This is a genomic window from Companilactobacillus bobalius, assembly GCF_002179915.1.
GTDB lineage: Bacteria > Bacillota > Bacilli > Lactobacillales > Lactobacillaceae > Companilactobacillus > Companilactobacillus bobalius.
On record NZ_MYFM01000009.1, the window covers coordinates 12,562 to 24,286 of the forward strand.

Consider the following 11,725-nt stretch of genomic DNA (forward strand, 5'->3'; position numbering starts at 1 on the left):
TATATGAGTGATGTTACAACTTACTTACTGAATTACGCACTAGATCATCACATAGGATTCGAACTACTTAATGGAATAGATTCTGATTGGCCTTCCTTAGCTATACCAGAACGTAACATGATGTTTATTAATACGAATTGGTACAAGCAAAAGGAACTACCAATGGTGGTAGCTCATGAGATTGGTCATATGCTTAATGGTGATTCTTGCTATATGTATGACAAGTCTAGTGTGGGAAAAATTAATGCTGAAAGTGCTGCTAATAAGGTAGCCATAGATTTACTACTACAATATTGTAAAGATTATGATATCCACTTCAATAGCTATATTATGTTTCTACAGCAATTCTGTATTCCATTGAGATATGAATACATTGCCAAAAGAAAAATGGCTGTAATGTGATTTTTAATCCATCCCTTCTGATATACTTATACTGATTAAATATATATTTATGGGGGAAATTATGAATAAGTATAACAAACTATTAATCACTGGTATGGCTATATTAATGAGTGCGACGGCTAGTTTAGAAACCATATCGACAATAAATGTTTATGCATCGGATGATACTAAAACGGTTAAAAAGTTGTCACCAAATTCTGATTATCCAAATATTAAATCTAAATTTGATATAACAAACATGTCTCAATATTCAGACAATGACTTATTTGGCACTGTTACATTGAATAAGTTCTATGTAAAAGATGTAGGTGCTGATTCAATGAAACAATATCATGTATTGTTAACGCCCACTAAACATAGTAGTCAATACTTCTTACTAGTTACAAAATCCAAGAAGAAAATTCGTTTACATAATAAATTGACCGCTCAAGTTGCTTTGAATGGTTCAAGTAAAATTAACGATGCTCAAATAAATTCAGGTATTAGTGAAAGCTATTCGGACAAACATGTTATTTTAACAATGCCTGATAAAATTGCTGTCTATCACAAATGATGTTAAGGGGAGATTATTGTGAATGATGATGAAAAACGAAAATATGAAGTAACAAAAAAGGCATATAAAGATGGTCGTGCTGAATATGAAAACAAAATAAATCGCGGTGGATGCTTTCTTGTGATTGCAATATTTGCTCCAATATTTGCAATTACGATGTTCCATAGTGGACTTCTGGCGTTGGCTATATTTGTTATTTTTCTTTATCTAGCATTTAAAAAATAAATCTAAGTCTCAAGTAGGCTTTCAGTCCAAATACTGAACGACATTAAAAGCTGAAAACAAAGGGGACATTTATAATGATAAGCTCATATAAAAAATTCTGGAATAATATTTTTAATTTTTCAAGCACTAGTTCTCGCTCTGATTATTGGTGGCCAGTAATCATAAATTATATCTTGTCTGGTTTGATTATTAGCATCATTCAAAAAATGATGGGGCACCCAATTGAGGACATATATAACCTCACCGATTTGACAGCAAACTGGGCGCTTTATATTATAAGTATCATCGTTTGGATAGGAACATTTACAGTAAAGGTTCGTAGATTACATGACACCGATCGTTCAGGCTGGTGGTTATTAATCGATTTGATTCCAGTAATCGGTACAATTTGGTTCTTTATATTAATGATATTACCTTCAAAAAGAAGCCGTTGGAACTAAATAATTGTAAATAAGTCTCATGTAGGCTTATTTATTTTTACCAAAATTAAAAAAGCCACGCCATTAAGCGTGACTGGAAGGGCTCTATTATGAGCGATGATAATAATTTAAGAAAAGATATGAATACTCGCCACGACGATGTGGAGAAAAGAGCTAACTTTGGTATCAAAAGCAAGGTACCAGATAACGTAAAAAATAAACCAAGTATCAATGATCCAAAGAAAAAGGACTAATACAAATCTATTATTTTTAGTCCAAGGTCGGCATTAAATAGCTCTCTCGATTTATACTTTCTAGCATCCCTTTTTACTTCAGCATAATTCTTTTCATAATCTTCATTTTCAAAAGGAACCAATACCAAACTATTTTCTGAGAAATCTGTACTAGGAGAATACTCCAAGTATCCACATGTTACTAATTCATTTTTTAAATTAAATACATAAATTCTTTGAACCTCACTAGACTGGAAGAAATAATCATTAGCTGAAAGGGTGTCTATTTCACCGATACCCTTTCTATCTCTAATTTTATTTATAATATAATTAGCAAGCCGAACAATCCATGGGGCAATTGCAAAAGAAATTAAAAGACTTACTAAAGCCACATATAAGATATTCAGTGATATCGCTAAATAATCACCTTGTCTTACATTTGAATTAAAACTACCTATTAACAAATACAAAAAATAGTTCATTCCACCAAAGAAGACCAGTAGTATCTTCTTCTCGTCGTTATTATTTTTATAATAATTTATGGTTCCTTGTTTGAGTAGAATAACAAAATTTAAATACCCTAAACTACCAGAAACTATAAGTGATGATATTAATGATGTTAAATTCATATAGTCCTCCTAATATATTCCATATAATATTATATCACGTATAGCATGATGACTGTGTATATTTAACATCAAAATTAAGGAGGTGATGCCCTTACTTACTCTCTTAAACTCTGCTCCCACGCAAACTTAGGAGAAAATAAAATGAGTGAAATAACTAAATATAAAAAGAAAAACGGAACCACAGCATATAAATTCAGAACATTCCTTGGCTATGATGAAGTCACTGGAAAACAAGTACGAGTATCTAAAAGCGGTATTGCAACAAAAAAAGAAGCTTTAAAATTATTAACCCAAGCACAATTGGAATTTAATAATAGAAGCTTCTCTCAATATAGAAATTTATCGTTTAAGGATATTTACCTTAAATGGTTCGATCAGTACAAGTTAACAGTCAAGGAATCTACCTATTCCAAAACTGATGAACATTTTACACTTCATATTTTACCAGAAATTGGTAAAACAAAAATATCGAAATTGACTACTGTACAAATCCAACTAGCAATAAATAAATGGTTTAAGCAAAGTTTAACACGATATAAAAGATTCTATAACTACATTAACCGTGTTTTAACATGGGCTTACAAGATGCAAATAATTGAAAACAACCCAGCTGATAGAGTTATCTTGCCTGTTAATACCTCTCAAATAAAAACTATGGCTGAAAACTATTATGATCTACCCGAACTCAAACATTTCTTTGAATGTCTTCATGATATGGATAATAGTATTGCAGAAGTTTACTTTAGAGTTCTTGCGTTTACAGGTATGCGTAAAGGTGAATCTCTTGCCCTCTTGTGGACTGATGTCAACTTTGAAACTAACCAGATTAGTATCAATAAAACTCAGTCACAGGGCGAACATGGACGTCTGTTAGTTAATACTCCTAAAACACCCACAAGTATCAGAACTGTGGATGTTGACCCTAAAACTATGGAGATACTAAAGCATTGGCGTAATGAACAAAGAAAACAATTGTTGATGTTAGGATTCAATGCTACTGGCAATAATCAATTAGTCTTTTCAAACACAAAAAATGAAATGTTCGTACCAACCACACCACGTAAATGGTTAGTAGATACCATTGATCGTTTTGATTTGAAATACATTACAGTTCATGGATTTAGGCGTACTTTTGCTACACTGGCTTTTGAAGCTGGTGCAACCATTAAAGAAGTACAATCACAGTTAGGCCATAAAAACTATAAAACAACCATGGATATTTACACGGAAGTTACTTCAAAGCAAAAAAAAGAAACCGCCCAGAAATACGCGAATTACGTAAATTTCTAGCTGTGCCACAATTTGTGCCACATTTTCGGTTTCAAGCGCTGAGACCCTTGATATAATAAGGGTTTCTTGGTGTATACATTGGGCATATTGGGTTCGAACCAATAAATTGCGGATTCAGAGTCCGCTGCCTTACCATTTGGCGAATGCCCATTAATGATTAAAAGTATTAAACAACAATAAAATGTTATAAAAAAAACGCTGTAATGTCAATAGTAATCAGCTATTCCTTATAAATATAACCGTATTTTTCCCGAAAAAAAGAACATCCCTACTGAAACAACAGCCAAGATGTACTTTTTTCGGTCAAGCTCATCCTTATTTACTTTGTTTCTTAACGTTAGATTCCAAAATGTCGATGGATTTATCGATTGATTCAAAAATCTCAGTATTCAAAAGTTCGATGATCGGACTCAGTCGTTGATATTCATGCGACACCATATTTTTGTTGATTTGATCATCATTAATGCGCTTGATTTTCAAATTGTAATCCATCAAAGCATTGATTCTGATCTTCGAGTCATCCAGTTCGCACAATAAATCGTCGATATCGTCCATATCATAAGTTCTAGTTAAATCTTTCTCCTTACATTCGTCCATAATAAATACTCCCTTCAAATTTCAAGTGAATTGACATAGTTTCTATTTCCTATATGTAACTCACTTCTTTGACCCCCATTCTAATAGCTTTAAAATTTAAAACTAGTCAATTATCCAGAATGTAAAGTTTTATTTTGGTGAAGCCGTTCTTCTTCGATATTCCAAAATTATATACTATTTATTTTAAATAATTATAATTGTATGTTAAACTAATCTCGTTTTGCTGAAAAGATATCAGCTATTTACATTACGGAAGGACGAAACAAACATGCATTTAAGTACTATTGAGAAGAGAAATTATCTAATTGGATTTTCATTCATTATTATCATGGTAGCCAGTGCTACTTTACTTAACGATATGGAGATCATTTTACCCGAAATTGGAGCATTAACAGCTGGAACATGGATTTATCAAAATGGTGGCTGGATCAATCAACCATTGAAGATTTTCTTAGCTCCGTCAGGAACGGCCATTATTGGTTTTCTAATCAACCAGTTAGCTATCGGTTATGCACAAAAAGTCCTTCTGGGTCTTCTCTTGATGCTAATTTTGTTACGAGTTCTTCACTCAAATTTGGCTCCATCATTTGCCACTGGACTATTGCCGATCATCATTAACGCTACCCATTGGTCCTTTATCGTTGCTATCCTACTATTTACACTAGTTTTGACAACCGGCGTCTTCATTCAGGGTAGTTATAAGGAAACAACTCCTAGCTCCATTATCAAAAAACATCACATGCTGATTTTTGCCATCATGGCCCTTATCTGGGTTGGTGCTGTTTGGTTCTTTGGCTTTTCACAAATGGCTGCCATTCCACCGGTTATGGTCGTTTTCTTCGAAGTCCTACAAAAACCACAATACAGTTGGAAAATGGCCATTAAACATTTCATTGCTTTAGTCGGTGCAGCCAGTATTGGTGTTTTAGTTCACACCTTCATCAGTTCTTGGTTGATCTCGGCCATCATTGCTTTACCACTAGTTTTCGTATTACTACAACTTTTAAAAATCAAATTGCCAGCTGCCTTTGCTTTTCCACTATTGGCCTTAGTTTTACCTACTAGTATGTTTCACATGTTGCCACTGACAGCTGTTCTAGCAACTACCTTTTTCTTAGGTTCGATCGTTATTCTCAAAAAATATATTGCTCCTCTAAAAGTCGAAAATGACTCTCAAATTTAATTGAGAGTCATTTTTTTATTTGACGATGCCAAGATCAATCATAGATTGTGCTGTTGCAATGATAGCTGTTTTAGCAGAACGAGGGTTCCAACCTAACAACTCCTTAGCCTTCTTATTGCTAGTACCAGCGTACTTACCAACAATGGAAGCAATCATCTTAAGTTGGGGATTAGTTAAAGCAGCAGCTTTTACAACTGCATTCGGTATAGTTCTAGTTGGAATTTTACTTGCATAATCAGGAAAAGCTTCACGTAAAATGTCGGCTACACCCATCATTGATAGAGTTTCACCTGTTGTAGCCAAGAATCTTTCGCCATCAGCCTTAGGTGAAGTCATTGCCAAAATATGTAAGCTAGCGACATCACGAACATCGACGTAACCTGAATCAACTTTAGGCAAGGCTTTGATTTTTCCTTCTAACATTTCTTGAATTTGAACATTAGAGTGGGAATATTTAGCTGACAAAACTGGTCCCATAACGCCAACCGGATTAACCGCAGCTAGTTGCAAACCGTCGCCTTCCTTTTTGATGAAGTCCCAAGCGGCCATTTCTGACATAGTCTTTGATTTTTGATATGGATGTATATTTTTAGCGGAAAGATCTGACCAATCCTTTTCAGTATATGGTGTTGTACGATTCTTGTGACCTGCAAAAACGGCACCATAAGCTGATGTCAAAACAACTCGTTTAACTCCAGCATCTTTAGAGGCTTTAAGGACACGCAAAACTCCATCTACAGCTGGACGAATCATCTCATCCTCATTTTTAAAGTTCAATTTAGGAGTTGGTGAAGCCACATGAATAACATAAGTTGCTCCTTGCATCGTTTCTTCCCAATTCTTATCGGAAGTCAAATCTGCTTGTGAGAAGGATAAATCAGAAAAATCTTTCACTCCACCCGTATATAGCATTTCTTTAATAACATCTTCTTTTTTGGCTGATCGAACCGTTGTTCTAACCGCATACCCTTGTTGCAGTAATTGCAAAATAATGTGTACTGCAATAAAACCACTACCACCTGTAACGACTACTAATTGTTTTTTCATAATTGATATCTCCATTTTACTTTAACTGACGTTTCACTTGTAACGCTTATGAATGTATCCTACTATGTAAGAAACAGCTTCTCAAGCAAATCAGAAGCATCTGTGACAGAATGGAGAAAATGTAATGGCAGCGACCGAACATTCACAAAAAATTAAACAAGATTCCCAAGAATATCTCATCACCGCATTATTACAGCTATTGGAAACAAAGGATTTCAATGATATCACGGTTACCCAAGTCGTCAAACGAGCTGGTGTTAGTCGTATGGCCTTCTACCGAAATTTTGATACTTTAGAGGATGTCCTAATTGCCTATATTCAACCAAAAATAAGTGCTGGCTTTGATAATATCATTAACAGAATTCCACAAGATCAAAAAATAAATGCCTTAGGCTCCTTATTTGAAGAAATATCCTGTACCTTAAAAATGGCAGTCGACAAGCATTATGAACTGATCATCCAAAATATTTTTAACGAGAACATGGCAAAATTTTATGATCAAACAATGGATTGGAGTCAATTCACAACCATGCAACGTAAGTACTGGATCAAATTCATGGGTGCCGGTGTCTATGCCATTTGGCGTGAATGGCTAATTAGTGGCCAAGTTGAAACCATCAACGATATCCATGTCCTTTTGGCTGATTTTCAAATTTCGACTTTAAAAGCTCTGAAAAATGAAACGACAAAATAAAAGACACTATCAATTAAATAAAAATTGATAGTGTCTTTTATATTTATTCATGTAATTTTGCTTGAATTTTATCGCCGGCCTTATCGATGCCCTTTGCAGTTAAAATAGTTCCACCTACAAGAACACCTCCGACCACTAATGTACTAACAGCCATGAACTTAAAAATTGATTTAACAGTATCCATAATTATTTACCTCACGACATTTTTTTGACAACGAATGATACCACTAAGACTAAAATAATGGCTCCGATTAATGAAGGAATAATTGCCATTCCTGCAAGTTGTGGACCCCAGGCACCTAAGATTCCCTCACCTAAGGCTGATCCCACAATACCAGCTAAAATATTGCTGATCCATCCCATTGATTTACCATTATTAGTAATTGCACCCGCAAGTGCACCAATAATAGCTCCGACAATAATTACCCATAACCAATGCATAATGTTAATCCTCCTTAATAATATTTATATTCTATATATTATTAAATTCCAGTAAACTATGCACGGAATATGCTGTTAGAATGGATTACCATATTTTTTACAGTATTCGTAAAAACCATTGTCATACAATTCAATCAAAGGCTTCAGTTGTTTATCAGGTAGAAATTGAATTAATTTTAAAACAGCCTCAGTGAATTCTAAAGCGGCAGTACCGTTAGCAGTTACTAAGTTCCTATCACTAACCACTTGTTGAGGTAGGAACTGATCAGGATTATTATATTCTGAATAATTTTTCCAAATTGCTTGAGAGTTCCCCGTATGTTGGTAACCTTCCAATAAACCATTGCTAGCCAAATAATCGACAGCACCACATATAGCGCCAACCGGTTGACTATTTTTCAATCTGTCAGAAATTAATTTTTTCAATGTTTCATTCTTAACATCCCAAGAGTTACCACCAATCAGAACTAACAAATCGATCTTTTCAGGTAATTTATCGATTCGATAATCAGTTACCGTCTTAAATCCACCAATAGAAGTCACTTCATCGGAAAATGAGGCGGTCTTAACCGTCCATTCAGAGTTTTGATTCAGTTGACTAGACAAATAAGGGCCTTCCCAATCTGCATATTCGTTTAATATAAAAAATATTGCTGTTTTCATTAATAACTCCTCTGATAATTAAATTTTCATATAGCAGTTATTTAACTGTAATATAATCTCTTGTCCTTAAGCAAGGATTTACAAAAGATTTTAATGTAATACTTTTTGATTAATAACAAGGCACATACTTGATTAACTATAATGTAATATCGGCAATTAATTCACTATTTTCAAATGGAAAACGTGATTCAGACAATTCAAACGGTTGACCATCATCTAAATAACTTAATTGAATAATAACTAACACAGGATCCACTTTGTCTTTAGCTATTCCAGTTTCAAGATCAGTTTTATCAGCTCTATCAGCCTTTACTATTCGATGAGATCCTTCAATATTCAATCCCAAATTCTTCAAGTGGTCATAAATAGAATGTTCTAGTACATCCTCATTTATTGGTGCTATCGTAGTTGGCATAATTGTATGTTCGTAAGCAAAAATTTTTCCATCCATATATCGAATTCTTTGAATATCATATACAGGCGCATCAGATTCAATTAGTAACTTTTCCATTTCTTCTTCTGTTGGAAGTCTAGCCGAATAACTTAAAATCTTGCTAGTTACTTTATTAGCTTGATGAGTATAAGTGGCACCTAATGGTTTTTCTAAAGCTGAAACACTTTTATATTTTGTATCTAGATTAAAATCTTTTCTGACAAAAGTTCCAGCACCCCGTTTAGAGTAAATCATTCCTTCAATGACTAATAAATTCAAAGCTTTATGCACCGTACTTCTCGTAGTATTGAAATCTTTAGCAATTTGAGATTGATCAGGTAAGATATCCCCCGCCTTATATTGTCCATTTTTTATTTTTGATTTAATATTTTCAGCAATCTTTTTATATTTGTACTCCATAATTTTTCTCCTATATCTTATAAAAGATTTTATCATCATTTAACATTGACTTCATTTTTATTTTAAAAGACTAGTCTTATTTATAAAATGATGTGGACATATAATTACAGTGATGATATATTGTAAGCGGATACAAGAGAGGTGAATTTAAGGGAAGAATTATTAGTAAATAATCTTCAATTTACTAATTTAAATGATTATTAATACATATTCTGGGGGAATATAAAATGAAAAATGGATTTTCTGAATTTTTAAACAAGAAAATCATGCCATTTGCTAACAAATTAGCCGCGAATAAGGCTTTAATGGCCATTCGTGATGGTGTTGGATTTGCTATCACCTTAATCATTATTGGATCTGTTCCACTTATTATTAATAGTTTACCTTTTGACAATTGGACACAAACTTTACAAGGAATCAAAATTCCATACTTTGATAATTTAAGTAATCTTTTAAATATGATGACCAACATGACTTTCGGAATTATGGTAATTCCAACTGTCTTCGGTATTGCATATAGCTTTACTAAAAGCCATATTCACGATGAATTAAAGTCGATTGGTTCAGGTTTCGTTGCTTTAGGTTCATATTTAACAATTACACCCGTTATCACAAATAAAGCTGGACAAACAGGTGTCGATTTAACTTATTTAGGAAGTAAGGGACTTATCGTTGCTATTATTCTTGGCTTGATTTCTGCTAAGATCTTTTCGATGTTCATTGAACATAATATCGAGATTAAAATGCCTGAAAGTGTTCCACCTGCAATTTCCAAAACTTTCAGTGCTCTATTACCGGGATTCGTAATCATTGCTATGTGGATTTTAGTTGCTATTATTATCGGTATGTTTGGATTTAACAACATACATGAAGTTATTCTGAAATTATTAAATAAACCACTATCATTTTTAGGTGGCACTCTAGCTAGTACCCTGATTGCTGTTGGACTAAACAGTTTAGTTTGGAGTATTGGTGTTCATGGTACTGTTATTAATTCAGCTATGAATCCTATTTGGTTGATGAACTCCGATGCCAATAGGTTGGCTCTACAACATGGTAAAGAAGTACCAAATATTGTAACCAACTCATTTATGGATAACTTTACTTATATGGGTGGATCAGGTGCTACTGCCTGTTTAATTCTTGCTTTATTCATCCTTGTTCTTATGAAAAAGGCAAGTGCCGAAAGTAAGGCCATTACTTCAGTAGGTGCAGCTCCAGCTATCTTTAATATTAATGAACCCGTTATGTTTGGATACCCAGTTGTATTCAACATAGCCATTATCATTCCATTTATTCTTGTACCTATGGTTTTTGCGACAACTACTTACCTAAGTATGAAATGGGGATTGGTAGCTAAGCCAACTGGCACTGTCTTAAATTGGACAATGCCACCCATTATTTCAGGATACTTAGCAACCAATAGTATCAGTGGTGCTGTCATTCAAATTATTAATTTAGTGATTGGTACTCTAATATATTTACCGTTCGTTGCCTCAATCAACAACAAGCAAGTTTTAACTGAAAAATTAGACGAAGAAAAAGCATAGGAGAATTATAAATGTCGACAAGATTAATTAGTGCTACTGCAAGTGAAATATCTAAAATGAATAAAGAGGAACTTTTAACTTCAATTAAGGCTAGCGAAGGACGTGTAGTTTTAAGTGAAAATGTCGTCATGCATGAGCCCGTTGAAGATGGAATAACCATCAGTGAAATGACTAAAGCTTCAGGTGCCGATATGATTCTTTTAAATACCTTTGATACATTAAATCCCATTATTTTAGGAATGCCTGATCAAGAAAACGTTCAAAACGCTATTCCTAGAGACTCTGTTGTTAAGGAATTAAAAGAATATGTTGGAAGACCTTTAGGATTAAACCTTGAACCAGTAGATTTAAAAGCTGAAATGTTAGAAACAAGATTAGAAATCCCCAAGGGTCGACAAGCAAACGAAGAAACTTTAAAGCGTGCTAAAGAATTAGGCTTCGACTTCGTTTGCCTAACCGCTAATCCAGGAGTTGGAACTTCTAATAAAGCTATTACCCATGCGATTGAATTAGCAAAAAAGTATTTTGGTGGTGTTATTATCGCTGGTAAAATGCATAAGGCAGGCGGAAATGAGCCTATCTTTACAGAACAAGTTGTCAAAGATTACATTCAAGCAGGAGCTGACATTCTTCTACTTCCTTCAGTTGGAACCGTTTGGGGTATAAGAAAAGAAGATTTGAAATTGGCTGTTGATTTAGCTCATGATAATGGAATCTTGGCTATGAGCGCCATTGGAACATCTCAAGAATCTAGCCAACCAGATATTATCAAAACAATGGCACTAGAAAATAAAGAAATCGGTTTTGATATTCAACATATTGGCGATGCTCAGAGAAATAGATTTGAAAATATTTCCGAATTGAAGCAAGCTATTTCAGGTTACCGTCACTACATCGCCGGTATATCTAGAAGTGTTAAGAGATAAATATGTACTTAAATCTAATA

At 33.9% G+C, this 11,725-nt stretch carries 17 protein-coding genes and 1 tRNA gene; 10 read left to right on the plus strand and 8 right to left on the minus strand.

All coding sequences use genetic code 11. From position 1 onward, the window contains the following. Positions 1 to 3: 3 nt before the first annotated feature. The 5 genes from LKACC16343_RS12690 to LKACC16343_RS14400 all read left to right on the plus strand — a co-directional run bounded on the left by LKACC16343_RS12690 (position 4) and on the right by LKACC16343_RS14400 (position 1,853). Positions 4 to 402, plus strand: a complete 399-nt coding sequence (locus tag LKACC16343_RS12690) for a M48 family metalloprotease (RefSeq protein ID WP_056950191.1) — start codon at positions 4 to 6, stop codon at positions 400 to 402. Positions 403 to 463: 61 nt separating this feature from the next. Beyond that, positions 464 to 955, plus strand: coding sequence for a hypothetical protein (locus LKACC16343_RS12695; RefSeq protein WP_056950193.1), 492 nt, complete (start codon positions 464 to 466; stop codon positions 953 to 955). Positions 956 to 973: 18 nt separating this feature from the next. After that, on the plus strand, positions 974 to 1,180 hold the full coding sequence (locus tag LKACC16343_RS12700; RefSeq protein ID WP_056950196.1) for a hypothetical protein: 207 nt from the start codon (positions 974 to 976) through the stop codon (positions 1,178 to 1,180). Between the two features lie 74 nt (positions 1,181 to 1,254). Beyond that, complete coding sequence (locus LKACC16343_RS12705) at positions 1,255 to 1,620, plus strand: DUF805 domain-containing protein (protein ID WP_056950199.1); 366 nt, start codon at positions 1,255 to 1,257, stop codon at positions 1,618 to 1,620. An 89-nt stretch (positions 1,621 to 1,709) separates the two neighbouring features. Beyond that, positions 1,710 to 1,853 carry a hypothetical protein gene (locus tag LKACC16343_RS14400; RefSeq protein WP_156638737.1) on the plus strand — a complete coding sequence of 48 codons (144 nt, stop codon included), beginning with the start codon at positions 1,710 to 1,712 and terminating at the stop codon, positions 1,851 to 1,853. Here LKACC16343_RS14400 and LKACC16343_RS12710 read toward each other — a convergent pair. Then, the gene (locus tag LKACC16343_RS12710; RefSeq protein WP_056950203.1) at positions 1,850 to 2,461 is read right to left on the minus strand and encodes a hypothetical protein; all 612 of its coding nucleotides are present in this window, start codon (positions 2,459 to 2,461) and stop codon (positions 1,850 to 1,852) included. The genes LKACC16343_RS14400 and LKACC16343_RS12710 overlap by 4 nt on opposite strands. Before the next feature lie 141 nt (positions 2,462 to 2,602). Here LKACC16343_RS12710 and LKACC16343_RS12715 point away from each other — a divergent pair, with 141 nt between their 5' ends. After that, positions 2,603 to 3,751 (plus strand): tyrosine-type recombinase/integrase, encoded by a 1,149-nt coding sequence (locus tag LKACC16343_RS12715; RefSeq protein WP_056950206.1) that lies wholly within the window; start codon positions 2,603 to 2,605, stop codon positions 3,749 to 3,751. 78 nt (positions 3,752 to 3,829) lie between these two features. Here LKACC16343_RS12715 and LKACC16343_RS12720 read toward each other — a convergent pair. Both LKACC16343_RS12720 and LKACC16343_RS12725 read right to left on the minus strand, forming a co-directional pair. Continuing rightward, a tRNA-Gln gene (locus tag LKACC16343_RS12720) sits at positions 3,830 to 3,901 on the minus strand. A gap of 165 nt (positions 3,902 to 4,066) precedes the next feature. Beyond that, positions 4,067 to 4,348 carry a hypothetical protein gene (locus LKACC16343_RS12725; RefSeq protein ID WP_056950210.1) on the minus strand — a complete coding sequence of 94 codons (282 nt, stop codon included), beginning with the start codon at positions 4,346 to 4,348 and terminating at the stop codon, positions 4,067 to 4,069. A 268-nt stretch (positions 4,349 to 4,616) separates the two neighbouring features. On the opposite strand from LKACC16343_RS12725, the gene LKACC16343_RS12730 reads away from it, so the two are divergent. Further along, complete coding sequence (locus LKACC16343_RS12730; RefSeq protein ID WP_056950213.1) at positions 4,617 to 5,531, plus strand: hypothetical protein; 915 nt, start codon at positions 4,617 to 4,619, stop codon at positions 5,529 to 5,531. A gap of 15 nt (positions 5,532 to 5,546) precedes the next feature. Here the strand turns inward: LKACC16343_RS12730 and LKACC16343_RS12735 are convergent, their stop codons facing one another. After that, positions 5,547 to 6,578, minus strand: a complete 1,032-nt coding sequence (locus LKACC16343_RS12735; protein ID WP_056950217.1) for an SDR family oxidoreductase — start codon at positions 6,576 to 6,578, stop codon at positions 5,547 to 5,549. Positions 6,579 to 6,702: 124 nt separating this feature from the next. On the opposite strand from LKACC16343_RS12735, the gene LKACC16343_RS12740 reads away from it, so the two are divergent. Then, positions 6,703 to 7,272 (plus strand): TetR/AcrR family transcriptional regulator, encoded by a 570-nt coding sequence (locus LKACC16343_RS12740; protein WP_056950220.1) that lies wholly within the window; start codon positions 6,703 to 6,705, stop codon positions 7,270 to 7,272. Between the two features lie 43 nt (positions 7,273 to 7,315). Here the strand turns inward: LKACC16343_RS12740 and LKACC16343_RS14405 are convergent, their stop codons facing one another. The 4 genes from LKACC16343_RS14405 to LKACC16343_RS12760 all read right to left on the minus strand — a co-directional run bounded on the left by LKACC16343_RS14405 (position 7,316) and on the right by LKACC16343_RS12760 (position 9,229). Then, complete coding sequence (locus LKACC16343_RS14405; protein ID WP_087721299.1) at positions 7,316 to 7,456, minus strand: hypothetical protein; 141 nt, start codon at positions 7,454 to 7,456, stop codon at positions 7,316 to 7,318. A gap of 11 nt (positions 7,457 to 7,467) precedes the next feature. Continuing rightward, the gene (locus LKACC16343_RS12750) at positions 7,468 to 7,713 is read right to left on the minus strand and encodes a GlsB/YeaQ/YmgE family stress response membrane protein (protein ID WP_025084941.1); all 246 of its coding nucleotides are present in this window, start codon (positions 7,711 to 7,713) and stop codon (positions 7,468 to 7,470) included. A 75-nt stretch (positions 7,714 to 7,788) separates the two neighbouring features. Further along, positions 7,789 to 8,376, minus strand: a complete 588-nt coding sequence (locus LKACC16343_RS12755) for a type 1 glutamine amidotransferase family protein (protein ID WP_056950223.1) — start codon at positions 8,374 to 8,376, stop codon at positions 7,789 to 7,791. Positions 8,377 to 8,512: 136 nt separating this feature from the next. Further along, on the minus strand, positions 8,513 to 9,229 hold the full coding sequence (locus LKACC16343_RS12760) for a GntR family transcriptional regulator (RefSeq protein WP_056950226.1): 717 nt from the start codon (positions 9,227 to 9,229) through the stop codon (positions 8,513 to 8,515). A 227-nt stretch (positions 9,230 to 9,456) separates the two neighbouring features. Here LKACC16343_RS12760 and LKACC16343_RS12765 point away from each other — a divergent pair, with 227 nt between their 5' ends. Both LKACC16343_RS12765 and LKACC16343_RS12770 read left to right on the plus strand, forming a co-directional pair. Then, positions 9,457 to 10,779 (plus strand): PTS sugar transporter subunit IIC, encoded by a 1,323-nt coding sequence (locus LKACC16343_RS12765; protein ID WP_056950229.1) that lies wholly within the window; start codon positions 9,457 to 9,459, stop codon positions 10,777 to 10,779. 11 nt (positions 10,780 to 10,790) lie between these two features. Further along, the gene (locus LKACC16343_RS12770) at positions 10,791 to 11,705 is read left to right on the plus strand and encodes a DUF7916 family protein (RefSeq protein WP_056950232.1); all 915 of its coding nucleotides are present in this window, start codon (positions 10,791 to 10,793) and stop codon (positions 11,703 to 11,705) included. Positions 11,706 to 11,725 lie beyond the last annotated feature (20 nt).

What these genes read in the sequence shown, in the direction of transcription:
- LKACC16343_RS12690 (WP_056950191.1), top strand. Translation starts at nt 4, where the DNA reads ATGAGTGATGTTACAACTTACTTACTGAATTACGCACTAGATCATCAC.
- LKACC16343_RS12695 (WP_056950193.1), top strand. Translation starts at nt 464, where the DNA reads ATGAATAAGTATAACAAACTATTAATCACTGGTATGGCTATATTAATG.
- LKACC16343_RS12705 (WP_056950199.1), top strand. Translation starts at nt 1,255, where the DNA reads ATGATAAGCTCATATAAAAAATTCTGGAATAATATTTTTAATTTTTCA.
- LKACC16343_RS14400 (WP_156638737.1), top strand. Translation starts at nt 1,710, where the DNA reads ATGAGCGATGATAATAATTTAAGAAAAGATATGAATACTCGCCACGAC.
- LKACC16343_RS12710 (WP_056950203.1), bottom strand. Translation starts at nt 2,461, where the DNA reads ATGAATTTAACATCATTAATATCATCACTTATAGTTTCTGGTAGTTTA.
- LKACC16343_RS12715 (WP_056950206.1), top strand. Translation starts at nt 2,603, where the DNA reads ATGAGTGAAATAACTAAATATAAAAAGAAAAACGGAACCACAGCATAT.
- LKACC16343_RS12725 (WP_056950210.1), bottom strand. Translation starts at nt 4,348, where the DNA reads ATGGACGAATGTAAGGAGAAAGATTTAACTAGAACTTATGATATGGAC.
- LKACC16343_RS12730 (WP_056950213.1), top strand. Translation starts at nt 4,617, where the DNA reads ATGCATTTAAGTACTATTGAGAAGAGAAATTATCTAATTGGATTTTCA.
- LKACC16343_RS12735 (WP_056950217.1), bottom strand. Translation starts at nt 6,578, where the DNA reads ATGAAAAAACAATTAGTAGTCGTTACAGGTGGTAGTGGTTTTATTGCA.
- LKACC16343_RS12740 (WP_056950220.1), top strand. Translation starts at nt 6,703, where the DNA reads ATGGCAGCGACCGAACATTCACAAAAAATTAAACAAGATTCCCAAGAA.
- LKACC16343_RS14405 (WP_087721299.1), bottom strand. Translation starts at nt 7,456, where the DNA reads ATGGATACTGTTAAATCAATTTTTAAGTTCATGGCTGTTAGTACATTA.
- LKACC16343_RS12750 (WP_025084941.1), bottom strand. Translation starts at nt 7,713, where the DNA reads ATGCATTGGTTATGGGTAATTATTGTCGGAGCTATTATTGGTGCACTT.
- LKACC16343_RS12755 (WP_056950223.1), bottom strand. Translation starts at nt 8,376, where the DNA reads ATGAAAACAGCAATATTTTTTATATTAAACGAATATGCAGATTGGGAA.
- LKACC16343_RS12760 (WP_056950226.1), bottom strand. Translation starts at nt 9,229, where the DNA reads ATGGAGTACAAATATAAAAAGATTGCTGAAAATATTAAATCAAAAATA.
- LKACC16343_RS12765 (WP_056950229.1), top strand. Translation starts at nt 9,457, where the DNA reads ATGAAAAATGGATTTTCTGAATTTTTAAACAAGAAAATCATGCCATTT.
- LKACC16343_RS12770 (WP_056950232.1), top strand. Translation starts at nt 10,791, where the DNA reads ATGTCGACAAGATTAATTAGTGCTACTGCAAGTGAAATATCTAAAATG.